The sequence below is a fragment of the Halomonas cerina genome (genome assembly GCF_014192215.1).
GTDB classification, from domain to species: Bacteria; Pseudomonadota; Gammaproteobacteria; order Pseudomonadales; family Halomonadaceae; genus Halomonas; species Halomonas cerina.
This window is the reverse complement of the sequence record NZ_JACHXP010000023.1, coordinates 1-23,735: the sequence shown is the minus strand read 5'-3', so window position 1 is coordinate 23,735 and position 23,735 is coordinate 1. Positions and strand designations below refer to the sequence as shown.

General features: G+C 64.8%; 23 protein-coding genes and 4 tRNA genes. 15 read left to right on the top strand and 12 right to left on the bottom strand.

Features of this window, described 5'->3' with window-relative positions:
* The gene (locus FHR94_RS19995) at nucleotides 1–1,068 is read right to left on the bottom strand and encodes a glycosyltransferase (protein WP_183327593.1); all 1,068 of its coding nucleotides are present in this window, start codon (nucleotides 1,066–1,068) and stop codon (nucleotides 1–3) included.
* Nucleotides 1,069–1,139: 71 nt separating this feature from the next.
* On the bottom strand, nucleotides 1,140–2,240 hold the full coding sequence (locus FHR94_RS17235; RefSeq protein WP_183327591.1) for a pyridoxal phosphate-dependent aminotransferase: 1,101 nt from the start codon (nucleotides 2,238–2,240) through the stop codon (nucleotides 1,140–1,142).
* Nucleotides 2,241–2,404: 164 nt separating this feature from the next.
* Here FHR94_RS17235 and FHR94_RS17230 point away from each other — a divergent pair, with 164 nt between their 5' ends.
* The 3 genes from FHR94_RS17230 to FHR94_RS17220 all read left to right on the top strand — a co-directional run bounded on the left by FHR94_RS17230 (nucleotide 2,405) and on the right by FHR94_RS17220 (nucleotide 4,783).
* A complete protein-coding gene (locus tag FHR94_RS17230; RefSeq protein WP_183327590.1) occupies nucleotides 2,405–2,836 on the top strand; it encodes a DUF6789 family protein in 432 nt (143 codons plus the stop codon).
* Nucleotides 2,837–2,989: 153 nt separating this feature from the next.
* Entirely contained in the window at nucleotides 2,990–3,448 is a 459-nt protein-coding gene (locus FHR94_RS17225) for a tellurite resistance TerB family protein (RefSeq protein WP_183327588.1), read from the top strand.
* Nucleotides 3,449–3,541: 93 nt separating this feature from the next.
* On the top strand, nucleotides 3,542–4,783 hold the full coding sequence (locus tag FHR94_RS17220) for an NAD(P)/FAD-dependent oxidoreductase (RefSeq protein ID WP_183327586.1): 1,242 nt from the start codon (nucleotides 3,542–3,544) through the stop codon (nucleotides 4,781–4,783).
* A 191-nt stretch (nucleotides 4,784–4,974) separates the two neighbouring features.
* Here FHR94_RS17220 and FHR94_RS17215 read toward each other — a convergent pair whose 3' ends face one another.
* The gene (locus FHR94_RS17215) at nucleotides 4,975–5,412 is read right to left on the bottom strand and encodes a hypothetical protein (protein ID WP_183327584.1); all 438 of its coding nucleotides are present in this window, start codon (nucleotides 5,410–5,412) and stop codon (nucleotides 4,975–4,977) included.
* Nucleotides 5,413–5,455: 43 nt separating this feature from the next.
* Complete coding sequence (locus FHR94_RS17210; RefSeq protein WP_183327582.1) at nucleotides 5,456–6,349, bottom strand: DMT family transporter; 894 nt, start codon at nucleotides 6,347–6,349, stop codon at nucleotides 5,456–5,458.
* 127 nt (nucleotides 6,350–6,476) lie between these two features.
* On the opposite strand from FHR94_RS17210, the gene pyrC reads away from it, so the two are divergent.
* On the top strand, nucleotides 6,477–7,514 hold the full coding sequence (pyrC, locus tag FHR94_RS17205) for a dihydroorotase (RefSeq protein WP_183327580.1): 1,038 nt from the start codon (nucleotides 6,477–6,479) through the stop codon (nucleotides 7,512–7,514).
* A gap of 142 nt (nucleotides 7,515–7,656) precedes the next feature.
* Here the strand turns inward: pyrC and FHR94_RS17200 are convergent, their stop codons facing one another.
* The 5 genes from FHR94_RS17200 to folD form a co-directional block, all read right to left on the bottom strand.
* Complete coding sequence (locus FHR94_RS17200; RefSeq protein ID WP_183327578.1) at nucleotides 7,657–8,010, bottom strand: HepT-like ribonuclease domain-containing protein; 354 nt, start codon at nucleotides 8,008–8,010, stop codon at nucleotides 7,657–7,659.
* Nucleotides 8,007–8,297 carry a nucleotidyltransferase family protein gene (locus tag FHR94_RS20110; protein ID WP_183327576.1) on the bottom strand — a complete coding sequence of 97 codons (291 nt, stop codon included), beginning with the start codon at nucleotides 8,295–8,297 and terminating at the stop codon, nucleotides 8,007–8,009. The genes FHR94_RS17200 and FHR94_RS20110 overlap by 4 nt, the downstream gene beginning before the upstream one ends.
* A 17-nt stretch (nucleotides 8,298–8,314) precedes the next feature.
* Complete coding sequence (mtnN, locus tag FHR94_RS17190; protein ID WP_183327575.1) at nucleotides 8,315–9,058, bottom strand: 5'-methylthioadenosine/S-adenosylhomocysteine nucleosidase; 744 nt, start codon at nucleotides 9,056–9,058, stop codon at nucleotides 8,315–8,317.
* Nucleotides 9,055–9,522, bottom strand: coding sequence for an S-ribosylhomocysteine lyase (locus tag FHR94_RS17185; protein WP_183327572.1), 468 nt, complete (start codon nucleotides 9,520–9,522; stop codon nucleotides 9,055–9,057). The genes mtnN and FHR94_RS17185 overlap by 4 nt, the downstream gene beginning before the upstream one ends.
* Before the next feature lie 269 nt (nucleotides 9,523–9,791).
* Entirely contained in the window at nucleotides 9,792–10,652 is an 861-nt protein-coding gene (gene folD / locus FHR94_RS17180; protein ID WP_183327570.1) for a bifunctional methylenetetrahydrofolate dehydrogenase/methenyltetrahydrofolate cyclohydrolase FolD, read from the bottom strand.
* Nucleotides 10,653–10,939: 287 nt separating this feature from the next.
* Between folD and FHR94_RS17175 the strand changes: the two genes are divergently transcribed.
* From FHR94_RS17175 to FHR94_RS17125, 11 genes are all read left to right on the top strand, one after another.
* Nucleotides 10,940–11,016: transfer RNA gene (locus tag FHR94_RS17175), tRNA-Pro, on the top strand.
* Between the two features lie 68 nt (nucleotides 11,017–11,084).
* Nucleotides 11,085–11,161, top strand: a tRNA-Arg gene (locus tag FHR94_RS17170).
* 72 nt (nucleotides 11,162–11,233) lie between these two features.
* Nucleotides 11,234–11,308: transfer RNA gene (locus FHR94_RS17165), tRNA-His, on the top strand.
* 22 nt (nucleotides 11,309–11,330) lie between these two features.
* Nucleotides 11,331–11,405 (top strand) — tRNA-His (locus FHR94_RS17160).
* A gap of 318 nt (nucleotides 11,406–11,723) precedes the next feature.
* Entirely contained in the window at nucleotides 11,724–13,097 is a 1,374-nt protein-coding gene (gene tig, locus FHR94_RS17155) for a trigger factor (RefSeq protein WP_183327568.1), read from the top strand.
* A gap of 88 nt (nucleotides 13,098–13,185) precedes the next feature.
* Complete coding sequence (clpP, locus tag FHR94_RS17150) at nucleotides 13,186–13,806, top strand: ATP-dependent Clp endopeptidase proteolytic subunit ClpP (RefSeq protein ID WP_183327566.1); 621 nt, start codon at nucleotides 13,186–13,188, stop codon at nucleotides 13,804–13,806.
* Between the two features lie 105 nt (nucleotides 13,807–13,911).
* Entirely contained in the window at nucleotides 13,912–15,195 is a 1,284-nt protein-coding gene (clpX, locus tag FHR94_RS17145; RefSeq protein ID WP_183327564.1) for an ATP-dependent Clp protease ATP-binding subunit ClpX, read from the top strand.
* 165 nt (nucleotides 15,196–15,360) lie between these two features.
* Nucleotides 15,361–17,769: an endopeptidase La gene (lon, locus tag FHR94_RS17140; RefSeq protein WP_183327562.1), complete on the top strand. Its 2,409-nt coding sequence runs from the start codon at nucleotides 15,361–15,363 to the stop codon at nucleotides 17,767–17,769.
* A gap of 177 nt (nucleotides 17,770–17,946) precedes the next feature.
* Nucleotides 17,947–18,219 carry an HU family DNA-binding protein gene (locus FHR94_RS17135; protein ID WP_183327560.1) on the top strand — a complete coding sequence of 91 codons (273 nt, stop codon included), beginning with the start codon at nucleotides 17,947–17,949 and terminating at the stop codon, nucleotides 18,217–18,219.
* Between the two features lie 190 nt (nucleotides 18,220–18,409).
* Nucleotides 18,410–20,227 carry a SurA N-terminal domain-containing protein gene (locus tag FHR94_RS17130; RefSeq protein WP_183327558.1) on the top strand — a complete coding sequence of 606 codons (1,818 nt, stop codon included), beginning with the start codon at nucleotides 18,410–18,412 and terminating at the stop codon, nucleotides 20,225–20,227.
* Nucleotides 20,228–20,478: 251 nt separating this feature from the next.
* Nucleotides 20,479–21,528: a CobW family GTP-binding protein gene (locus tag FHR94_RS17125; RefSeq protein WP_183327556.1), complete on the top strand. Its 1,050-nt coding sequence runs from the start codon at nucleotides 20,479–20,481 to the stop codon at nucleotides 21,526–21,528.
* A gap of 7 nt (nucleotides 21,529–21,535) precedes the next feature.
* On the opposite strand, the gene FHR94_RS17120 is transcribed toward FHR94_RS17125, so the two are convergent.
* From FHR94_RS17120 to iscB, 3 genes are all read right to left on the bottom strand, one after another.
* On the bottom strand, nucleotides 21,536–21,727 hold the full coding sequence (locus tag FHR94_RS17120; RefSeq protein WP_183327553.1) for a DUF2283 domain-containing protein: 192 nt from the start codon (nucleotides 21,725–21,727) through the stop codon (nucleotides 21,536–21,538).
* Between the two features lie 262 nt (nucleotides 21,728–21,989).
* A complete protein-coding gene (locus FHR94_RS17115; RefSeq protein WP_183327551.1) occupies nucleotides 21,990–22,760 on the bottom strand; it encodes a UDP-2,3-diacylglucosamine diphosphatase in 771 nt (256 codons plus the stop codon).
* Nucleotides 22,761–22,827: 67 nt separating this feature from the next.
* Nucleotides 22,828–23,735 (bottom strand): RNA-guided endonuclease IscB (iscB, locus tag FHR94_RS17110; protein ID WP_183327549.1); only part of this gene is annotated, 908 nt, incomplete at its 5' end.

Below are 23,735 nucleotides of genomic sequence, written 5' to 3'. Positions count from 1 at the left end.
TCACAGTGCCTCGAAGTGGGGCAGCACGCTGTCCTTGAGGAACTGACGGTAATGGCGCTCCTCGATCGCGACGGGCGCCCGGTCCATGCGCGCGATGGCGTCGGCTAGCCCCTGTTCATCGTCCGGGGCCACCAGGAAGTCGGTCAGCTCCTGGGTCAGGATCTCCCGGGGGCCACTGGGGCAGTCCACGCTGATTACCGGAGTGTGCAGCAGCAGGGCCTCGATCAGTACGCGGGGCAGACCCTCGGCGTCGGAGGTGAGGATCACCGCCTTGGCCTGGCGGATGAAGGGGTAGGGGTTGTGGTGATAGCCGGTCAGCGTCACGCGATCGCTCAGACCGAGCATCTCGATCTGCTCGCGGATTGCGGCCTCATGTTCCGGCCTGCCCTTGCCCATGATCAGCAGCGGGGTGGTGACGCCACTGGCGGCATAGGCGCGCAGCAGGCGGTCATGGCGCTTGCGCGGCTCCAGCGCCGCCACGCAGAGCAGGAACTCGCCTTCCGGCAGCTTGGTCGGCTCGTCGGCCATCGCCACGAAGGGCTCGCGCTCGTAGGGGTTGTAGATGGGCAGGATCCGCTCGGCCTCGAGGCCCACCCTCTGCTCGAGGTTGTCCTTCACGCCCTGTGAAACGGCGATCACCCGTCGTCCGCCATAGAAGTGGCGTACCTTCGCGAAGGCATGCTCGCGCTTGGCGGGGTCGCTGAACTTGGCGGTGACGTCCGACTTCACCCAGAAGTAGAGGTTGGGGTGGCGCAGGTGGCGGGTGATCCTGTCGCAGGCGCAGGAGATCACCACGTCCGGCCGCCAGGCCTTGAGCGCCCTGGCGATGCGATGGGCCTGCCACTTCTCGGTCAGCACCGTGGTCGTGACCTTGGTGAAGGGGGTGACTACCTCTAGGTTCTCGATCTCGAGGCCTTCGGGAACGCGGTGCTCGATTCGCTCTCGCAACGTGAAGACGATGACCGCGTGGCCGCGCTGACGCAGTTGGTCGGCGGTATAGAGCAATGACTTCTCGGCGCCGCCGCCGTAGAGGTCCTTGATCACGAAGGCGAAGCGTTGGTGGTCCACGGCAATCCCCGGATGATGAAACGCGCAAGGCTAGCATAGAACCGCTTGAGACGAAGCCCCCGACCGGGCCGTTAGCGCAGCGCGGCCTCCAAGGCCGTCAGTCGACCCGGCTTCAGGGCATCCTCCACGGCGGTGATGCGCAGCACATGGCCGAGGTCCGGATGGGCCGGGCGGGCGATCAGGCTGCCGGCTTCGAGCAGCTCGCCGTGGATGCGCTTGGCCAGGTCGGCGTCGGGCAGTTGCAGGCAGAGGAAGTTGGTGGCACTGGGCAGGACCTTGGCGCCGAGCCCTTCGAAATGCTTGGCCAGGCGCTCGCGACGCGCCAGCACGGCGTCGATATGAGTACGCGTCTCCTCGGGATGGTCCAGCACCACCTCGGCGGCGGCCTGGGAGAGGGTCGAGACCGCATAGTGGATGCGTACCTTCATCAGCACGGCCAGGGTCTCGGGCTCGGCGATGGCATAGCCTACCCGCAGGCCGGCCAGGCCATGGGCCTTGGACAGAGTGCGCAGGCGGACCACGCCGGGCAGCACCTCGGCGGCGAAAGGGCTGTCGGCATCCTTCCGGAAGTCGTGGTAGGCCTCATCGAGCAGCAGCCAGCAGTCCGCCGGTAGCCGTTCACGCAGCCGACGGATGGCCTCGTCGCCATGCAGGTGGCCGGTGGGGTTGTCGGGGTTGGCCAGGTAGACGAGGCCGGCCTGCTCCCGATGGGCGGCACGCACCAAAGCGTCGAGATTGGGCGCGAGCCGGCCGGGGCCTTCCTCGTAGGCGACTTCCACCAGGCGGCAGCCCTGACCACGGGCGAAGTAGCCGAAGGTGGGATAGGTGCCGGCGGAACTGACCACGGGGGTCTCCGGAGGGGTGAGGCCGCGCAGGGCCAGGGCGATCAAGCTGTCGGCGCCGGCATCGACCAGCAACGCCTCCAGCGGGATGCCCTGTTGATCGGCGAGGCGGCGCCGGATCCCTAGGGCCTCGGCGTCACCGTAGCAGTAGACATGCTCGACCATGGCGTCACCGAAGTGCTTGCGCAGGGCGCGGTGCGGCATGTCGAGGCCCTCGTTGGAGCCCAGACGGTGAGGGATCTCGCGTCCCAGACGGCGTTCGAGCACCTTGATGCCGGGGAAGGGATTGTCGGGGCCTTGGCCGGACAGGTGATCAGGATAGCGAGGCATGGTCACTCCGAAGATGACGTCGAGATGAACCCAATGCTGTCAAGGTACCAGTCGTGTGCACCGCTCGCGACTGCTCCTGCCCCTGAACGGTCTGCAGTCTCGCACTACCTGCCTATACTGGGACGGGCATGCACCTGTCATGGAGGTACACTATGGTGGCCCGCTTGGGAAAGGCAATTTTCGCGGGGCTGGTGGCGACACTGGTCCTTTCCATGCTCATGATCCTGCGTCTGGCGGCGGGTGTGATGCCCTGGTACAACCCGGTCGAGATCATGAACCTGACCGCGCAGCACGCCTTGGGCACGCCCGACAGCATCCTCATCGGCTGGACCATCCATTTCGTAGTGGGCGCCCTGATCTGGGGCACTCTGTTCGGGCTGTTGGAGCCCCGCATGCCGGGGCGCACTCCGGCACGCCGTGGGCTGGAGTTCGCCTTGGGGGCCTGGGTGGTGGTGATGATCACGGTGTTTCCCCTGGCCGGCTCGGGCTTCTTCGGCCTGGGGTTCGGGCTGGTGGCGCCCCTGTCCACGCTGCTGGGGCATATCATCTTCGGGCTGGTGATGGGGGCTACCTACGGTTGGCTTCAGCGTGCCTAGCCGATCAGGCAGGCATCCGGTTGAGATGGTGGGGCGGAAGGTGGGCCGCGTCTCGCAAGGGAAGGCTCTCGCGACGGAAGGAAAGGAACGCCGTCGAAACGGCCGTTGTCTGAGCGATATGGGTGCCCATCACGCCTGCCGTGGAGCTCACCGATGATTGCATCCCTGCAACGTTTATTTCTCGATTTGATGACGTCCGACGAGACCTCCGAGGAGGAGGTGCCGACCCTGGAGCTGGCCACGGCGGCCCTGCTGTTCGAGGTGGCTCGTGCCGACTACCATCTCGACAAGCGTGAGCTGACGATGCTGCGCAATTTGCTGCGCCGTCACTTCGACCTGGGGGGCGAAGCCCTGGACGAGCTGATTCACCTGGCGCAGCAGGAAGCCGAGGCCGCGGTGGATCACTATCAGTTCGTCAGCCTGGTCAGCACGCACTACAGTTACGCCCAGCGCTGCGAGCTGGTGAGGATGATGTGGTCGCTGGCCCTGGCCGACAACGAGCCGCATCCACTGGAAGAGCATCGTATCCGCCGCCTGGCCGATCTGCTGCACGTCAGCCACGCCGACTTCATCCGTGCCAAGCTACTGGTGCAGGGGCATCTGGACCCTTGATCCCCCCTCGCCCGGCGCCGGCGGATACCTTCCGCTCGGGCATCGAGAGGTGCATGCTGGGTGTCTAGCATGGTCTGGCAAGGAGGTCGTGAGATGGCACGGGAGATCATCGTTCTGGGGGCGGGCATTGTCGGCGTCTCGGTGGCCTGGTACCTGGCCCGGCGCGGGCATGCGGTGACCCTGGTGGACCGGCGGGAGCCGGGGGGTGAGACCTCCTTCGGCAACGCCGGGATCATCCAGCGGGAGGCGGTCAAGCCCTATCCCTTTCCACGGGACCTGGCCACGCTCATGCGAGTACTGCCCAATCGCCAGGTGGACATCCGTTATCGCCCTGGGGGCATGCTCGAGTCGGCCTGGCCGCTGCTCCAGTACTGGTACCACTCTTCGCCGAAGCGCTATCGGCAGATCGTTCTCGAGTATGCCCCCCTCATCGCGCTGTCGCTTGAGGCCCATGCGCCGATGATCGAGGCCGCCGGGGCACAGGCACTGGTGCGTCACGAGGGGTGGCTGGAAGTCTATCGCACCCGGGAGGCCCTGGATGCTCGGCTCGCCGAGGCGGAGGAGAACGCCCGGCGCTTCGAGGTTCGCTACCGGGCCCTCGACGCCGCCGAGCTCGCCGCCCTGGAGCCTGACCTGGCATCCAGACTGGCCGGGGCCATCCACTGGCTGGATCCCTGGACGGTGGCCGACCCTGGCGCGCTGGTACAGGCCTACGCCGGGGCCCTCGAGGAGGCCGGCGGGCATATCATGCGGGCCGAGGTGAAGGATATCGTCACAACCGGCAGCGGCTGGCGTGTCACTACCGACCGGGAGGCCCTCGAGGCCGAGGAGGTGGTGATGGCCATGGGGCCCTGGTCACAGGAGTGGCTGTCCCGGCTGGGGCTCTCGATCCCGCTGTTCGTGAAACGCGGCTACCACATGCACTACGGTAGCCGGGAAGGCGCGACACTTCGGCACTGGGTGATGGATGCCGAGGTGGGCTATCTGTTGGCGCCGATGCGGGCCGGTATCCGGTTGACCACCGGCGCCGAGCTGGAGCGGCTCGATGCTCCGGCTCACCCGCGCCAGCTGGAGGCCGCGGAGCGGGTAGCTCAAGGGCTTTTCCCGCTGGGTGAGCGGCTCGACCCGGTGCCCTGGAAGGGCGCACGCCCCTGTACGCCGGACATGAAACCGGTGATCGGCCCTGCCCCGGGGCATCCGGGCCTCTGGCTGGCCTTCGGCCATGGTCACCAGGGCTTCACCCTGGGGCCGGCCACCGGGCGGCTGCTGGCCCAGCTGATGGAAGGTGAGACACCGGACGTGGCGATGGCGCCGTTCCAGGCCGATCGGTTCTAATAGATTAGGAGCCTGTCGGATTTGACCGATCGTCGCGAGATGCACGGATTTCGAGACAAGTTTATCGATCTGATGAGGCGAATAGCCCGCTATTTAACGAATCAGATCGAATGAAATTGGCCGAAAGTCCGGGTGTCGCAGCAGATTAGTGTTAAGTCCGGCAGGCTCCTAGGGCGTCGGCAACAGGATCGTTATTGCGACGAGTTGTGCGGGGGCTTGCGCCTTTCGCTCAAGTGATGAGCGGCCAGCTTCACCAGCAGGGTGACGATGAACACCAGCCAGCCGGCGGTGGCCATGATGTTGAACAGCAGCATCTTGTGCGTGCCGTTAATCGGCGTGATCAGGTGGTCGATGATGATGGCGAGCAGGAAGGCCAGGGTCAGGGGTAGGGCCAGGATATGCATCCACATCTCGGTACGCCGCTTGCGGACATGGTAGCGGCTCAGCATGATCCGTACCGGCCGATGCATGAAGCTGACCAGGATCACGCTGCCCAACGCCAGAAGCGCCGCCAGGGTAGGCTCGATGCTGCCGATATGCGCCGAGATGCTGACCGACCAGAAGACCAGCAGCCACATCAGGCCGGCTAGGATGGCGACGAGATCGGCGTAGTGGCGTACCTTGGGCATGGGATTCCTCGCGAGCGGGCTGCGGTGGCGATGATACGTCAATTTAACGGCCAGAGACGAGGTGACGTACCCAGTACCAGCGATTGATCAGCAGGGCGGCGAAGATCAGCGTGCAGCCGGCCAGCTGCAAGGGGGTCATGGTCTCGCCGAACCACCAGGCGGCCATCAGCGCGGCCCATACGGCCTCCAGCATCAATATCACCGCGGCGTGGCTGGGAGTGGTGAGCCCCTGGGCATGCACCTGCAGGAAGAAGCGCAGGGTGCTGGCAAACAGGATGCTGGCCGCGACCCAGCCGAGGGTGGCGCCGGAGAGCTGCCGCGGCCAGGGTTCGATGAGCAGCGAGGCCAGCGTCAGCACCACCCCCACGACCAGCAGCTGGATGGCCGTCAGCGGCAGGGCGGGAAGGCGCCGGACCACGCGCGAGTTGAGGTTGATCAGCAGCGAGAAGGTCACGGCGGCACCGGCCATCAGCGCCTGGGCGGGTTCGACCCGGAAGCCCGCGTTCAGCGACAGCAGCAGGAAGCCGACCAGGGCTACCGGCAGGGCGATCCAGGTGGTGCGCGGCGGCCGCTCGCCGAACAGCAGCCGGGCGACCACCGGCACCAGCAGGATCCCCAGGCTATTGATGAAGGCGCTCTCACCAAGATGGCTCGAGTACTTAAGGCCGAGGATCCATAGCGCCAGGGCGACGCTGAAGACCAGCCCCACGCCGGCGGCGCGGGACCAGTCGGTGCGCGACAGACGGCGCAGCGTCGGCACGGCGAACAGGGCGAGGATGGCGCCGGCACACAAGAAGCGCGTGCCGATGAACAGCAAGGGCGGCATGCCGGCCAGGGCTTCCTTGGAAAAGATCCAGCCGGCGGCGGCCAGCAGGGTGACCGCGAGCAGCAGCAGGTCGGCGCGCAGCGGCGAGCGCCGGGGATCGGGAGTGGCCATTGGGCTCCGGGGGCAATACAGGATGAGCCGGCAATGCTAGCAGACAAACGGTCTTGGCGGGATTCGGGGCTGCGGCCGGCTTGCGATATACTGGCGCCACTTCGATGCACTGGACACAGGATACGCCGTGAACGCCCTCACCCTGACCCGCCCCGATGACTGGCACCTCCACCTGCGCGACGGCGAGGCGATGGCCGCCGTGGTCGGCGCCTCGGCCCGCCAGATGGGCCGCGCCATCATCATGCCCAACCTCAAGCCGCCGGTGACCACCACCAAGCAGGCGAGTGCCTATCGCGAGCGCATCCTCGCCGCCTTGCCGGCAGGCAGTGCCTTCGAGCCGCTGATGACGCTCTATCTCACCGATAACACCCCGGCCGAGGAGGTCGAGCGGGCCCACGCCAGCGGCTTAGTGCAGGCGGTGAAGCTCTATCCCGCCGGGGCCACCACCAATTCCGCTTCCGGGGTGACCGACCTGACGCTGTGTGACGCGGCCATCGCCGCCATGGCGCGGCGCGGCGTGCCGCTGTTGGTGCATGGCGAGGTGACCGATGCCGAGATCGACATCTTCGATCGCGAGGCGGTGTTCATCGAGCGAGTGATGAAGCCGCTGCTCGACCGACATCCGGACCTCAAGGTGGTCTTCGAGCATATCACCACGGCGGATGCCGCCGAGTTCGTGGCCGCGGCTCCCGACAATGTGGCGGCCACCATCACCGCTCACCACCTGCTGTTCAATCGCAACCACATGTTGGTCGGGGGGATCCGCCCACACTACTACTGCCTGCCGATCCTCAAGCGCGAGCGCCACCGCCAGGCGCTGCTGGAGGCGGCGACCTCGGGCAGCCCGCGGTTCTTCCTGGGCACCGACAGCGCCCCCCATGCCCAGGGTGACAAGGAGAGCGCCTGCGGCTGTGCCGGCGCCTTCACCGCGCCGGCGGCGCTCGAGCTCTACGCCACCGCCTTCGCCCAGGCCGGGGCCCTGGAGCGCCTGGAGGGCTTCGCCAGCCACTTCGGGCCCGATTTCTACGGCCTGGCGCACAATGCCGATACCGTCACCCTGGTGCGCGAGGACTGGACCCTGCCCCAATCGCTGCCCTACGCCGACGACCAGCGCATCGTGCCGCTGGGGGCCGGCGAGACGCTGGAGTGGAAGCTGCGCGACTAGCGCCGAGCTACAAGCGAACCCCGCAGGCCGCCGCCTCCGGGGTTCGCTTTTGCTTGCGGGCACCTTACCCTGTGGCCGCTTGGCCGCTTGGCCGCTTGGCCGCTTGGCCGCTTGGCCGCTTGGCCGCTTGGCCGCCTGAAGCTCAGCTATCGTCTTGCGACTCACTGTCCTTGGCCAGCATTTCCCGGGTGGCTTTCGCCAGCGGCTGCAGATGCTGGTCGATGACGCGGGTTATGGTCACGGGGTCGATATTGCCGAGATAGTCATGCACTAGAATATTTCGAAAGCCACTGATCTGGCGCCACGGTATATCCGGGTAGCGAGATTTTTTTGAGTCTGGTAGGCGCTGGGTTGCCTCAGACAGCGTCTGAAGGTTTCTCAAGGCGGCATCGTAGAGGATGTCATCTTCCGTGATATCGCCACGTTGTCTGATACGTTCCACCTTGTCGATGACATCGAGGATATGCTGCGCGTAAAGCCGCCAATTTTTGCTCATAGTTCCTGGGCTTCCGAGAGGACAGCGTCTCTCATGTGGCGGTTGAGTTCATGGAGAGGGATCAAGTCGACGTCATGGCCAGTGATCTCCGCCAGCTTCTCGGCAAGAGCCATGCGTTGCGTGAAGAGATCATAGCCTTCGTCGAAATCGACCAGGAAGTCAATATCGCTATCGTTGTCTTCCTGCCGTCGAGCGACGGAACCGAATACTCGTATACCATGGGCACCATGGGCCTTGGCTGCGCTTATGATGGCGTGACGCTTTTCATGCAGCTCATCGAGTAACATGCCGACACCCTGTGCTGTCAGTCCTCCACCTCGACCTCAGGATAATGTGTGGGCACCATCCGTGCCAGCCGGTCGACCATGGCGGTGACCATCCGGGCCGAATGATCGGCGGCCTGGTCCAGGAACTGCGCGAAGGAGAGGTGATTGTCGCCGCCGCCGGCGATATCGGACAGCGCGCGGATCACCACGAAGGGACAGCCGTAGTGATGGCAGGTCTGGGCGATCGCCGCAGCCTCCATCTCGGCGGCGAGCATGGTGGGGAAACGCGAGCGGGTGGTGGCGACCCGTTCCGGGCAGGCCATGAAGACATCGCCGGTGGCGATCAGGCCCTCCATGACGTTGACCTCGCCCAGCGATTCGATGCACTGCCGGGCCACCCTGACCAGGCGTTCGTCGGGCAGATAGGCGGCGGGCATCTGCGGTACCTGGCCATGTTCGTAGCCGAACACCACCGCATCCACGTCGTGGTGGCGCACCTCGTTGGAGACGACGATATCTCCCACCGCCAGGCCTTCGCCGAAGCCGCCGGCCGAGCCGGTATTGATGATCGCCTCGGGCCGGTAGACATCCAGCAGCAGGGTGGTGCCGATGGCGGCGTTCACCTTGCCGATGCCGGACTGCAGGATCACCACCTCGACGCCGTGCAGGCGGCCCAAGTGAAAGGTGCAGCCGACATGCTGGCGGGTGCGGCGACCCTCCAACTGTGCCGCGAGCACCGCGACTTCCTGGGCCATGGCGCCGATGATGCCGATGCGTTTCATGCGAACACCCGGGTCCATTCATCACGTTTGGCGAGAAAGCCCTGGGCGATCTGCTTGGCGCCTTCCAGGCTGTGGCTGGCGGCCCAGCCGCATTGCATCTCGTTGCAGGCGGGCACCTCGTCCGCCTCGAGCACATCCCTGAGGGTGCCTTCCAGCAGGTCGAGCACGCCGTCGTAGTCGTCGTGGTTGATCATCGCCACGTAGAAGCCGGTCTGACAGCCCATGGGACTGATGTCCACGACCTTGTCGGAGTGGTTGCGTGACAGTTCCGCCATCAGGTGCTCCAGGGAGTGCAGGGCGGGCATCTCCATGTGGTCCTGATTGGGCTGGCAGATCCGCATGTCGTACTTGTGAATGGTGTCGCCGTGCTCGCCGGTCTTGATGTCGGCCAGGCGCACATAGGGGGCCTGCACCTTGGTGTGGTCTAGGTTGAAGCTTTCGACATTCATCTTCGTGTCGGTCATCGAAGGACCTCGCGAGTCGGGAAAAAGGACCCGCGATTCTAGCGAACTTCGACGAAAGGTGCACGGGAGGGCTATGGCCGTTAGGGTTACCACCCGGGGCTGATCCGTCGACAGGCCTTCAGGGAGGCGCTATGAATCCTTCCCTGGACGCTACCTCGGCCATCCTTGGTCCTCGGACCTCCCCTTCGGCCTGTCCCCGGCGCCTCTCGCCATGCTGGTCTCCTCACTCCTTACCCCTTACTTCTTACCTCTTGCTTGCTTCTTGCTCCTTACTGCCCGGCATCATGCATCTCGGCGGCCTGCAGGGTGTTCTCGAGCAGCGAGGCCACCGTCATGGGGCCTACCCCGCCTGGCACCGGAGTGATCCAGCTGGCGCGTTCGGCCGCCGACTCGAACTCCACGTCGCCCACCAGTCGGCCATCCGGCTGGCGGTTGATGCCCACGTCGATGACGATGGCGCCGGGCTTGATCCATTCGCCCTTGACCAGGCCTGGAATGCCCACCGCAGCCACCACCAGGTCGGCACGCCGCACATGGGCCTCGAGGTTGCGGGTGAAGCGGTGGCAGACCGTGGTGGTGCAGCCGGCCATCATCAGCTCGAGTGACATCGGCCGGCCGACGATGTTGGAAGCCCCGACCACGGTGGCATCCAGGCCGCGGACCGTCAGATCGGTCTCCTGCAGCAGGGTCATGATGCCCTTGGGCGTGCAGGGGCGCAGCAGGGGCAGCCGCTGGGCCAGGCGTCCCAGGTTGTAGGGGTGGAAACCGTCGACGTCCTTGTGCGGCAGGATGCGTTCGAGGATCGGGCGCGAGTCCATATGGTCAGGCAGCGGCAGTTGGACCAGGATGCCGTCGACCGCCGGGTCGGCATTGAGTTTGTCGACGAGGACTTCGAGGTCGGCCTGGGAGGTGTCCGCGGGCAACTCGTGCATGAAGGACTGGATGCCTGCCTGCTCGCAGGCCTTGCGCTTGTTGCGGACATAGACATGGGACGCCGGATCTTCGCCCAGCAGCACAACAGCCAGTCCGGGAATGCGCCCTCCGGCCTCGCGGCGCGCCTGCACCTGGCGTGCAACCTGCTGGCGGACTCGGGCGGCAATGGACTTGCCATCGATCAGTTGAGCGGACATCAAGCTTCCCTCTGGTTGGCGGATGGTGGGCGGGGAGGCGATTTTCGCATGACCGGGCGTCTAGGCAAAGCGAGGGGGGAGCCGTAGGCCGGATAAGCCCGCGCAGCGGGCGCATCCGGCGTATCGATGCGGCGGCAGATGAAGAGGAGAGGAATTGGTAGATGCGCTGGCGCTTATCTACCCTACGCCGCTCGGCGCTCGTAACTTGACGGGACGGGAAAGTTACGTAGAATACGCAGCGCTTGACGAGGCCTCTGCGGCGACGTCAGGGCCGTGCACGATGCCGACGGGGTGTAGCGCAGTCTGGTAGCGCGCCTGCTTTGGGAGCAGGATGTCGGGGGTTCGAATCCCTCCACCCCGACCACAACCCATTGAATGAATTGAAAAATTCGTCATAAAGGGGTTGCGGTCAGGTGTCAGGGGACATAGAATGCGCCCATAGCTCAATCGGATAGAGCAACGGCCTTCTAAGCCGTAGGTTGCAGGTTCGAGTCCTGCTGGGCGCGCCATGGCTACCATGGCGAGGTCGGCAGCGATCGTACCTCTGGCCAAGTGGTCGGTCGAGCAGCAGTGTCGAGATGGTGGATGTAGCTCAGTGGTAGAGCCCCGGATTGTGGCTCCGGTGGTCGTGGGTTCGATCCCCATCATCCACCCCATTCGACACGTCATCAGGCAGTGGTGGATGTAGCTCAGTGGTAGAGCCCCGGATTGTGGCTCCGGTGGTCGTGGGTTCGATCCCCATCATCCACCCCATTGCCTCCCTTTCGCGGTATCTTCCCGACTTTTCCTTGCCCCTCTGCCTCTTCTGCATGCTCCCTTCGGCTCGCTCTTCCGGCGTGGCTTGAGTGCTCAGGGCGCCATGCAGGGATCTTTCCTCGTTACCTCTTGTCGTAGTGCCAGAATGGCCAGGTCACGATGACCGCAATCTTATCCGCGCCACCCCTTGCAATGCGCCAGCCGGCCCCCATGTCAACAAGCATGGCGCTTGCCACTGTGTAGCGGGATTCATAGAATCCCCTTCTTTGAACGTTTCACGCTTTACAGAACGCCCTAGTCGGTAGAGGACATTTCATGCAAGTTTCCGTCGATACGCCCTCCCAGATTGAACGCCGCGTACAGGTCCAGGTGCCGGCTGCCGAGATCGACGAGGCCGTCGATGCACGCCTGAAGGATGCCGCCAAGAACGTGCGGATGGACGGCTTCCGCAAGGGCAAGGTGCCGATGTCGGTGATTCGCCAGCGTTATGGTAACGAGATTCGCAACGAGGTCGTGGGCGAGGTGATGCGTGAGCGCTACGTGCGTGCCATCACCGACGAGAACCTCAACCCGGCCGGCTACCCGCAGATCGAGGCCACCGTCAACGAGGCGGGCAAGGACCTGGAGTTCACGGCCACCCTCGAGGTCTATCCGGAGATCGAGCTGGCGTCCATCGAGGGCACCGAGGTCGAGCGCCCGGTGGTTGAGGTGACCGAGGCCGATGTCGACGAGATGATCGAGACCCTGCGCAAGCAGAATGCCGGCTGGGAAGAGGTCGAGCGTCCTGCCGAGGATGGCGACCAGGTGACCCTCGACTTCCAGGGCTTTCTGGGTGACGAGCCCTTCGAGGGGGGCAGTGCCGAGGGACACGAGCTGGTGATCGGTTCCGGCAGCTTCATTCCGGGCTTCGAGGAGCAGCTCATCGGGACCAGGGCCGGCGAGGAGAAGGAGCTCAAGGTCACCTTCCCCGAGGACTATCAGGCCGAGCAGCTGGCCGGCCAGGAAGCCACCTTCAAGGTCAAGGTCCACTCTGTGAAAGAACAGGCCTTGCCCGAGGTCGATGCCGAGTTCGTCAAGCAATTCGGCGTCGAAGACGGTGATCTGGATAAGTTCCGCGACGAGATCAAGAAGAACATGACGCGTGAGGCGAGCCAGGCCGTCGACAACCGCGTCAAGCAGCAGGTGCTCGAGGCCCTGAAGAAGGCCAACGAGATTGCCGTGCCGCAGAGCCTGATCCAGCAGGAGACCGAGGGCCTCAAGCGCCAGGCGGCTCAGCAGTTCGGGCTCGGCGAGGACTTCGATGTCAGCCAACTGCCCGACGAGCTGTTCGCCGAGCAGGCCAAAAGCCGTGTGCAGATCGGCCTGCTGCTGGCCGAGGTGATCAAGACCCATGAGCTCGACGCCTCCGACGACGAGATCCGGGCCAAGGTCGAGGAACTGGCCCAGCAGTACCAGGATCCGGAGCAGGTGGTCGAGTACTACATGGGCAACGACCAGATGAAGACCCAGGTCAAGTCTGCCGTGCTGGAAGAGAAGGCCGTCGACGTGCTGCTCGACCAGGCGACCGTCAAGGACGTGGAGATGAGCTACCAGGAGGCGCTCGCCGCGGCCCAGCAGCAGGGCGGTGATGCCGAGGAAGGCGAGGAAGAAGCCCAGGACGAGGCGCAGGGCGAGGAACGCCAGGCCTGATCAGCCGATCAGCGCATCGATCCTCCTGCCTGGCCCGCGGCCGGGCAGGGTGCCACACTCCGCTTCATACATCGAAGGACATCACCCGATGAGCAACGAGTTCGATACCCAAGCTGCTGGCGGCCTAGTGCCGATGGTGGTCGAGCAGAGCGCTCGCGGCGAGCGCGCCTACGACATCTACTCCCGGCTGCTCAAGGAACGCGTCATCTTCCTGGTGGGGCCGGTAGAAGACTACATGGCCAACCTGCTGGTGGCCCAGCTGCTGTTCCTGGAGTCCGAGAACCCGGACAAGGATGTCCACCTCTACATCAACTCGCCGGGCGGCTCGGTGACGGCGGGCATGTCGGTCTACGATACCATGCAGTTCATCAAGCCCGATGTCTCCACCGTCTGTATCGGTCAGGCGGCGAGCATGGGGGCGTTGCTGCTGGCCGGTGGGGCGGCAGGCAAGCGCTACTGCCTGCCCAACTCGCGAATGATGATTCATCAGCCATTGGGCGGCTACCAGGGGCAGGCCTCGGACATCGAGATCCATACCCGCGAGATCCTCGGTATCCGCGACAAGCTCAACCGTATCCTGGCGCACCACACCGGTCAGGACTTCGAGACCATTGCCCGGGATACCGACCGTGACAACTTCATGGACGGTCCGCAGGCCGCCGAATATGGCCTGATCGACGCCGTGCTGGATAAGCGGCCAACATCCTGATAGCGTGAAATCCACGCAGTGAGACGTTTCCCGGCGGCCCTAGGGCCGCCGTGGCGAACCCGACGCCCGGCTTTGGCCGGACGTCACCATGAAAGAGGTACGCGAATGGCCGACGGCAAAGGCAAGGACGAAGGCGGCAAGCTGCTCTACTGCTCGTTCTGTGGCAAGAACCAGAACGAAGTGCGCAAGCTGATTGCCGGCCCGTCCGTGTATATCTGCGATGAGTGTGTCGATCTGTGCAACGACATCATTCGCGAGGAAGTTCTCGATGCCGATGCCGAGAGCGACGAGGAGCGGCTGCCGGCGCCCCGCGAGATCCGTCACACACTCGACGACTACGTGATTGGCCAGGACCGCGCCAAGATGGTGCTGTCGGTGGCGGTCTACAATCACTACAAACGTCTGCGCTACGGCGTAAAGGGCGACGAGGTGGAGCTGGGCAAGTCGAACATCCTGTTGATCGGCCCGACCGGCAGCGGCAAGACGCTGCTCGCCGAGACGCTGGCACGGCTGCTCAACGTGCCCTTCACCATCGCCGATGCCACCACGCTCACCGAAGCCGGTTATGTGGGCGAAGACGTCGAGAACATCATTCAGAAGCTGCTGCAGAAGTGCGACTATGATGTGGAGAAGGCCCAGCGCGGCATCGTCTACATCGACGAAATCGACAAGATCTCGCGCAAGTCGGATAATCCTTCGATCACCCGTGATGTCTCGGGTGAGGGTGTACAGCAGGCCCTGCTCAAGCTGATCGAGGGCACCACGGCCTCGGTGCCGCCCCAGGGCGGGCGCAAGCACCCCCAGCAGGAGTTCCTGCAGGTCGATACCGGTAACATCTTGTTCATCGTCGGCGGCGCCTTCGCCGGGCTGGACAAGGTGATCCGAGAGCGCGCCGAGAAGGGCGGGATCGGCTTCAGCGCCGAGATCAAGAGCAAGGACGAGACCAAGGGGGTGGGCGACTTGCTGCTCGATGTGGAGCCCGAGGACCTGGTCAAGTTTGGTCTGATCCCCGAGTTCGTCGGTCGTCTGCCGGTCATCGCGACCCTCACCGAGCTTACCGAGGATGCCCTGATCCAGATCCTCACCGAGCCGAAGAACTCGTTGATCAAGCAGTATGCCCGCCTGTTCGAGATGGAGGGCGTCGAGCTCGAGTTCCGCGAGGATGCGCTGCGGGCGGTGGCCGGGAAGGCCATGGCGCGCAAGACCGGGGCCCGTGGCCTGCGCTCGATCCTCGAGTCGGTGCTTCTCGATACCATGTACGAGATCCCGTCCCTCGAGGGGGTGAGCAAGGTGGTGATCGATGCCTCGGTCATCGCCGACGAGAGTGAACCGCTGCTGATCTACTCCCAGCAGGAGGAGCAGCCGCGCGTCGACGGGACCAGCGGCTAGGTCCGACATGCCGGTCTCGCCGCGTCGAGACGCCCTGTCAGCCTGCACATCCAAGGGCCGCCTGGCGGCCCTTTTCTTTGCCGCGCCGCCATCGCCGGCCTTGCAATATCATGGCAACGCCCCCACTCCCTTGGTATCCAATTGATCGTTTGAGGAACGTCTGCGATGCAGCAGAACGCCGAACAGACCCTGAGTCTGCCCCTTTTGCCATTGCGGGATGTGGTCGTCTACCCGCAGATGGTCATTCCGCTGTTCGTCGGCCGGGAGAAGTCCATCCAGGCGCTGGATGCCGCCATGGCGGCCGACCAGCGTGTGCTGCTGGTGGCGCAACGCGAGGCCAGCAAGGACGATCCGGATGACGAGGACCTGTTTGCCATCGGTACCGTGGCCGAGATCATGCAGCTGCTCAAGCTGCCCGATGGCACCGTCAAGGTGCTCATCGAAGGGGAGTCCCGAGCCGATATCCGCGAGATCCTGCCGGTGGACGACGGCTACAGCCGTGCCGAGGTGGTGCTTCGCGAGAGCGAGCCGCTGTCCGAGCGTGAGCAGGAGGCCCTGGTGCGGGTCCTGCTCAATCAGTTCGAGCAGTACGTCAAGATGTCCAAGAAGGTCCCCAACGAGGTCCTCAACTCTCTCTCGGGCATCGAGGACCCCAGCCGGTTGGTGGACACCATCTGCGCCCACCTGTCGCTGAAGATCGACGACAAGCAGCAGCTGCTCGAGATGGACCGGGTGCGCGATCGCATCGAGCACCTGATGGCGCTGATCGAGTCCGAGATCGACCTGCTGCAGGTCGAGAAGCGTATCCGCTCGCGGGTCAAGGAGCAGATGGAGAAGTCCCAGCGCGAGTACTATCTCAACGAGCAGATGAAGGCCATCCAGAAGGAGATGGGCGAGCTCGAGAACGTGCCCAACGAGGCCGACAAGTACGAGCAGGCGATCAAGGACTCCGGCATGCCCAAGGAGGCGGCCGAGAAGGCGAAGCAGGAACTGGGCAAGCTGCGCATGATGTCGCCGTCCTCCGCCGAGGCCACGGTGGTGCGTTCTTACCTCGACTGGCTGGTGTCGGTGCCTTGGAAGAAGCGCACCCGGGTCAAGCATGACCTGGCCCATGCCCAGAAGGTCCTCGACGAGGATCACTACGGGTTGGACGAGGTCAAGGAACGTATTCTCGAGTACCTGGCCGTGCACAAGCGGGTCAAGAAGATCAAGGGACCGGTGCTGTGCCTGGTGGGGCCGCCCGGGGTCGGCAAGACCTCGCTGGGCCAGTCCATCGCCCGGGCCACCAACCGCAAGTATGTGCGCTTGGCGCTCGGCGGCGTGCGCGACGAGTCCGAAGTTCGCGGCCATCGTCGTACCTACATCGGCTCGCTGCCCGGCAAGATCATCCAGCGCATGGCCAAGGCCGGGGTCAGGAACCCGCTGTTTTTGCTCGACGAGGTCGACAAGATTGGCATGGACCACCGCGGTGACCCGGCCTCGGCACTGCTCGAGGTGCTGGATCCGGAGCAGAATGACACCTTCAGCGACCACTACCTGGAGCTGGACTATGATCTCTCCGAGACCCTGTTCATCTGCACCGCCAACTCGATGAACATTCCCGGTCCGCTGCTCGACCGCATGGAGGTAATCCGGCTGCCGGGCTACACCGAGGACGAGAAGCTGGCCATCGCCAAGCGCTACCTGGTGCCCAAGCAGCTCAAGGCCAACGGCTTCAAGGAGGACGAGCTGAGCTTCGCCGATGAGGCGCTGCTGGAGCTGATCCGCTACTACAGCCGTGAAGCAGGGGTGCGTGAGCTGGAACGCCAGATCGCCAAGGTCTGTCGCAAGGTGCTGCGCCAGCGCCTCGAGCAGGAAGGCAAGGAGGGGGCCCAGGCGCCCGAGCAGCTGGCGGCGGCGGACATCGAGGAGTACGCCGGCGTGCGCCGCTACAGCTACGGGCTGGCCGACCAGGAGGACCAGGTCGGCCGGGTGACCGGGTTGGCCTGGACCTCGGTGGGCGGTGAGTTGCTCAACATCGAGTCGGTGCTCACGCCCGGCAAGGGACGCCTGGACAAGACCGGGTCGCTCGGCGATGTCATGAAGGAGTCGGTCAGCGCCGCCCAGACCGTGGTGCGGGCCCGCGCACCGTCGTTCGGCATCGATCCCGAGCGCTTCGAGAAGGAAGACCTGCATATCCACGTGCCCGAGGGCGCCACGCCCAAGGATGGTCCTAGTGCCGGCATCGCCATGGTCACCGCCATGATCTCGGCCTATACCGGTCAGCCGGTGCGTTGCGATGTGGCCATGACCGGCGAGGTCAACCTGCGCGGCGAGGTACTGCCCATTGGCGGGCTGAAGGAGAAATTGCTGGCCGCCAGGCGGGGTGGTATAAGAATGGTGCTTATCCCCGAGGAAAACCGTCGCGACCTCAAGGAAGTGCCGGACAATATAAAGGATGTCCTGGACATCCGTCCGGTCCGCTGGATCGATGAAGTTCTCGAGGCGGCGCTGGTGAAAAAGCCAGAGGCAAAAAGCGAGGAGTCCAAGGCAGAAGACCCTGCCTCTTCCTACTCGATGGTCAGTACCCATTAACGGCGTTTTCCCCATCATGCCCGTGTCAAAACCCCGGCATGATGGGGGCCGGACGGGATGGTTGCTTGACAGGTCTTTCATCGCATTGCTATAAACTGCAGCCATGCTGTGATCGCGCCAGTCAGTGCAACCTCCTGCCGATTAGAGCCAATTTACGCAACAGTCAAGGGGTGAAGTGTGAACAAGTCCGAGCTGATCGAAGCCATCGCCGCGTCTGCCGATATTCCCAAGGCCGCCGCTGCCCGTGCGCTGGATGCCATGGTCGATACCGTGACCGACAGCCTGAAAAAAGGTGACAGCGTTTCCCTGGTGGGTTTCGGCACCTTCACCGTCAAGGAGCGTGCCGCGCGCACCGGCCGTAACCCGCAGACCGGCCAGCCGATCGAGATCAGCGCCGCCAAGGTGCCGAGTTTCAAGGCCGGCAAGGCACTGAAGGATTCCGTGAACTGAGGGGCCGGCCGCTGCTGCTCCATCGGTGACCGATTCGATGACAGGCGCGCCGCCCCGCGGTGCGCCTGTTTTTTTATCCCGCGCTTTTCCCGGCCGGTGCCGGCCGCTTCCAGGCACTCCCACGGTCGCGGCTCCTTGTCTGATGCGTATAATGTGCGCGTCCTGACACACTTCATCCGCAGAGGCCTGCATGCTGCAAAGTATTCGTGACCGCTCCAGGAGCTGGGGCGCCAAGATCATCATCGGGGCCATCGTCGTGACCATGGCCCTGTTCGGCGTGGAGTCCCTCGTCGGGCTGCTGGGCAGCGACGGTGACGAGATCGCCTCGGTCAACGGTGAGTCCATCACCCGCCAGCAGTTGGAGCTCGAGGTCCAGCGGGCCATCCGCAGTGGCCAGGTACCGCCGGAGCGTGAGCGTGAGCTCCGGGCCCAGATGCTCGATGCCCTGATCACCGACCGTCTTCTGACCCAGTATGCCGAACAGGGCGGGCTGTACCTCTCGGAGGCGCAGCTGGATCGCCTGATCGTCACCCTGCCGGAATTCCAGAACGCGCAGGGGCGCTTCGATCGCGAACTGTTCCGCAACCGTCTGGCCAGTGCCGGCTATACGCCCCTCTCGTTCCGTGAGCAGCTGCGTCTCGACATGAAGCGCCAGCAGCTCCAGCAGGGCCTGGCGGCCAGCGAGTTCAGCCTCGATGACGAGCAGGCGCGTCTCGCCTCGCTGCAACGCCAGACGCGCACCTTCCGCTACCATGTCCTCGAGCCTGCCGACCTGGCCGAGGCACCCGAGGTCAGCGACGCCGAGCTGCGCGACTATTATCAGGCCCATCAGCAGGCCTATCAGCGCCCCGAGCAGGTGCGCCTGGCGTATGTGGTGCTGGATCGCCAGCGCATGGCCGAGCAGGTCGAGATCAGTGAGGCCGAGCTGCGCGATGCCTGGCAGGCCGATGCCGCCCAGGCCGATCGTCGCGTGTCCCACATCATGGTCACTTTCGGTGACGAGCGCTCCCGGGAGGAAGCCGTGGCGCGCCTAGAAGCCGTCAAGTCACGCCTGGCCGAAGGCGAGGCCTTCGCCGACCTGGCGGCGGAGTTCTCCGATGACGGTGCCACCCGCGACACCGGGGGGGATCTCGGCGTGATCAGTCGTGGCTTCTTCGGCGAGGCCTTCGATGAGGCCGCCTTTGCCCTCTCGGAAGGGCAGGTGTCGGATATCGTCGAGACCGACAACGGCCTGCACCTGATCAAGGTCACCGAGATCGAGCGCCCGCCCTTCGAGGCGGTGCGTGACCGGCTGGTCCGGGAATTGGCGCATGAGCAGGTTAGCGACGCCTTCAACGACCGCGTCCAGCAGCTGATCGACGAGAGCTTCGCCGCCGAGGACCTGGCGAGCGTGGCCGATAGCCTGGATCTCGAGCTCGAGCGCAGCGACTGGGTCAGCCGCGAGTCGGCCGAGGGGGTGCTCGCCGAGCCCGGTGTTATGCGTCAGGCATTCTCCGAGGAGGTCCTGGAGGAGGGCTTCAACAGCGAGGTGATCGAGCTCGATGAGGACCGCCGCCTGGTGCTGCGCGTGACCGATCATCGCCAGGCCACCACGCTGCCGCTGGAGACGGTCCGCGAGCAGGTCGCAGCGGCCGTGCGTGAGCAGAAGGTCCAGGAGACCTTGCGCGAGCAGGCTGCCGAGATGGTCCAGCGACTGCGTGGCGGCGAACCGATGGACCTGATATGGCAGCAGGCCGAGGCGGTTCGTCGCCAGGCCGGCAGCGAGGTGCCTCAACCGGTGGTCGAGACGGCCTTTCGCCTGCCCCATCCCGACGAGGGAAGCACGGTGTATGGCCATGCCGAGGACAGACAGCGTGTCTACCTGATCGCCCTGGAGCGGGTCGAGTCCGGCGAGGTCGATGCCCAGGTCGAGGGCTTCGTGGCGCGCATGGTCGAACAGCTGCGCGCCCAGGGAACGATCCAGGGGCTGCTGGAACACCTGCGGGAGCAGGCGGAGATCCGGCGTTGAGAGCGCCCAGCTGAAAGCGCGGAGCTGAAAGCGCCAAGTCGCCCTTTGGGCAGCGCCCAGCTACGAGCGTCCAGCGCCCAGCGCCCAGCTGCTCATAGACGGGCGGCAGCTACCGTGGACGAGAACGCGAAACCCCACCGGGTGTCGAGCCTGGTGGGGTTTCTCATTGATGCCTGATGCAATACCGGCATCATCCTGCTCAGCGCTTTATGTTATTTTATAACAATTCCGTCATTCCCGGAGGCCGTTTCATGCCCGCTCCCCTGGTCAATGTGCCTGTCCATCTGATCACCGGCTTTCTCGGCAGTGGCAAGAGCACCCTGATCCACCGGCTGGTCGAGCAGAAGCCGGCCGATGAGCGCTGGGCGGTGGTGATCAACGAGTTCGGTCAGGTGGGCATCGATCAGGCGATGTTCGAGGCCCGCGACGATGTCGTCGTCAAGGGGTTACCCGGCGGATGCCTGTGCTGCCAGCTGGCCTTCGTGCTGCAGGCCTCGTTGGTCAACCTGTTGCATCGCCATCGTCCCGACCGGCTGATCATCGAGCCCTCCGGGCTTGGCCACCCGGCCGGGTTACTCGACGTGCTGCGTGGCGAAGGGTTCGCCGGCGCCCTGACGGTGCAGGACATCATCGCCGTGCTCGATCCGCGACGACTCGATGATCCCCGAGCCCGGGAGCACGAGACCTTCCGCGATCAGCTGGCCATGGCGGATGGTGTGGCGCTGACCATGACCGACCTGGCCACGCCGACACAGCGTGAGGCGGCGCGCCGCTGGCTGGCGGGCCTCTGGCCCGCCAAGCGCTGGGTGGCCGAGGCGCCCCATGGCGAGCTGCCGCTCGCCCGGCTGCTGGAGAGCGGGAGACATGCCGCCGAGACGGACGGTGCCGGGCCACCCGCTCACCAGGCCGCCCGTCAGGCGTCGGCTTCCCTGGTGCTGGACGATTTGCCGGATACGTTCGCCCTCCCTGACCCGGCACCGGGCCGGCCGGTGCGTGAGGAGGGTGCCTCCCTGGGTCACGTCACCCTGGGCTGGCGCTGGCAGGCCGACGATGTCTTCGACCTGGATCGTCTCACGATACTGCTGGGATCGTTGCCCGCCGGCCTGCGGGTGAAGGGCGTCTTCCGTTCCGGGGACGGCTGGAAGCTCTACAACCGCGCCGAGGGCACGGTGAGCCTGACCGGCACGGCCTGGCGGCGGGATTCGCGCCTGGAGCTCATCGGTGAGGCCGGAGCCCTGCCCGATGCCGAGGCGTTGGAGAAAGCACTGGCCACTTGTCTTGTGGAGTTGGAATGTCCTTGAAGCAGCCTCACGCAGCCTCACTGCGTAGAAGTGGCCATGCGCCCTGCTTGGACGCATCCAAAATCACCACTTCGACGATACTGTCGTCTGCTGCGTAGCTGATGTGAGTGTTCCAATCCTGGGAGCGTTCTCTGACGATTTCCTTGTCGGACAGATGCAGTACCAGGATGTCGTCGGCTTCATCATAGGTTGTACGCATTGTCAATCCTCCCATGCGAAGTGGTGCATGATGGTCTTGACGACGAGATTATCTTCCAGGATGACTGCTGCACAAACAAGATGATCGCTGCGACCACAACATTTCTTGGCAACCCATAGCCGTGATGCATCCTTGTAGCGGGTGTCACCGGTTTTCAGTAAGTCCAGGACGGTCGCTTCGTCGATGTGTCACTGTACCATCCGCTCGCGAGCGTGGCGGGTGATATGTATGTTTCTTTGGAAACGCCGGCTGTACATGAACTTCAAGCCTTTATTTCCAATGGAAACTCTCGCAGCCGTGGCTCACCGCTATCCTCGACGACAATCTCCCACCCCTTGTCGGGCCGCCAGTCGCCCAGCACGATCCGACGCGCCGGCCGGCCATCGACCTCGAGTTCATGCACTGCGGGGCGGTGGGTGTGGCCGTGAATCAGGGTGTCGACGCCATGGGCGCGCAGCGCTGCGACCACCTCCTCGAGGGTGACGTCCATGATGTCCTCGGCCTTGTTGGAGTTGGCCTCGCCGGACTGCTCACGCAATTGCTTGGCCAGGGCGAGGCGCTCGGGGATGGGCATGGCCAGGACCTGCTGCTGCCAGCGAGGGTCGCGGGCCTGGGTGCGGAAGGCCATGTAGGCCTCGTCCCGCGTGCAGAGGCTGTCGCCGTGCATCAGCAGCACCGGCTTGTCGCCCAGCGTGATCACGCTGGGGTCCTCCAGCAGGCGGGCCCCGGCGGCCTCGGCGAACCGGCTACCGAGCAGGAAGTCACGGTTGCCGTGCATCAGGTGGATGGCGGTGCCGTCGTCGGCCAGGCGCTTGAGCGCCGTGGCGACGCGAGCGGCAAGGGGTGCGTGGCCGGTGGGGTCGGCATCGCCCAGGTCGAGCAGGTCATCGCCGATCCAGGCCTCGAAGAGGTCCCCGAGGATGTAGAGAGCCTCACAGCCCCGGGCGCGCTCGTCGAGCCAGTTCAAAAAGCCCTCGGTGATCTCGGGTGCCCCGGGATGCAGGTGCAGGTCGGCAATCAGCAGGGTGGTCATCAGATTTTTCGCGGGATACCCGGTACTTTTAGTGCCGGGAGGGATAGCGAGTCGCCCGCAGGGCGACCTACGCCACCGCCCGTCCCGCTCCTCCTTTTGAGTTGAGAGTGGGTGTCTGGTGGTAGCCGTAGCCATCACCGCGCTGAATCAGGGTGCAGTGGCGATACGAGATCCCCTGCACAACGCCGTGCAGGGTCTGGATATTGAAACGGCCGGTCTGGCGGATCGCGACACGGCCGACATGCACGCCGGCTTTCTTGCCGCTGGGGACAATGGCCTTGACCCTATCGCCGGTCTGGAAACCTCGTACCTGCTTCCGGCGCCTCAGGTAGCCACGCGGGAAGCCGTGCCGGGTCAAGCGCGTGCGCTGGTAGCTGCCCCGCCCCATGGCTTTGATGGTCAGTGTCGGCACTTCCCAGCGGTGCAGGGCGTCCAGCGGCCCGACACACGCGGCATCCAGGGCGTGCGTCTTGGCGATGCCGAGTCGCTGACGGTGGTACTTGGTCAGCCCACCGCTGCCCACCGTGACCGGCAGGCCGGTGGCCTTGAGCGCCTGGAACAGCGCCCAGCGGGTGGCGTTGACGGCGCTGGCATCACGCAGTGGGCGCTTGAGCTGGCGTTCCACGCGATCAAGCCGCGTATCGGCCGACAGGCCATTGGCTTTCAGGCGCTTCCTCAGCCCCCTGTCGGTGGCAAAGAAGTCGGTAAGAGGCCGGTTGTCCTTGGCCTGGTTGCAGGCGTGACAGGCAACGGTGAGGTTGCTGATCCGGTGGCTGCCGCCACGCGAACGCGGCACCACATGCTCCACTTCCAGCGGGGTGTTCTGGGCGCCGCAGTAGGCGCACTCGCGGCCCCATTTCTCCAGCAGGTACTCGCGCACCTCGTAGCCGAGCAGGGTGCCTTGCTGATACTCGACGCCGCTGATCTCCGGGTTCTCCAGCTTCTGGGTGTCGAAGCGCACCAGCTCCTGGCTGA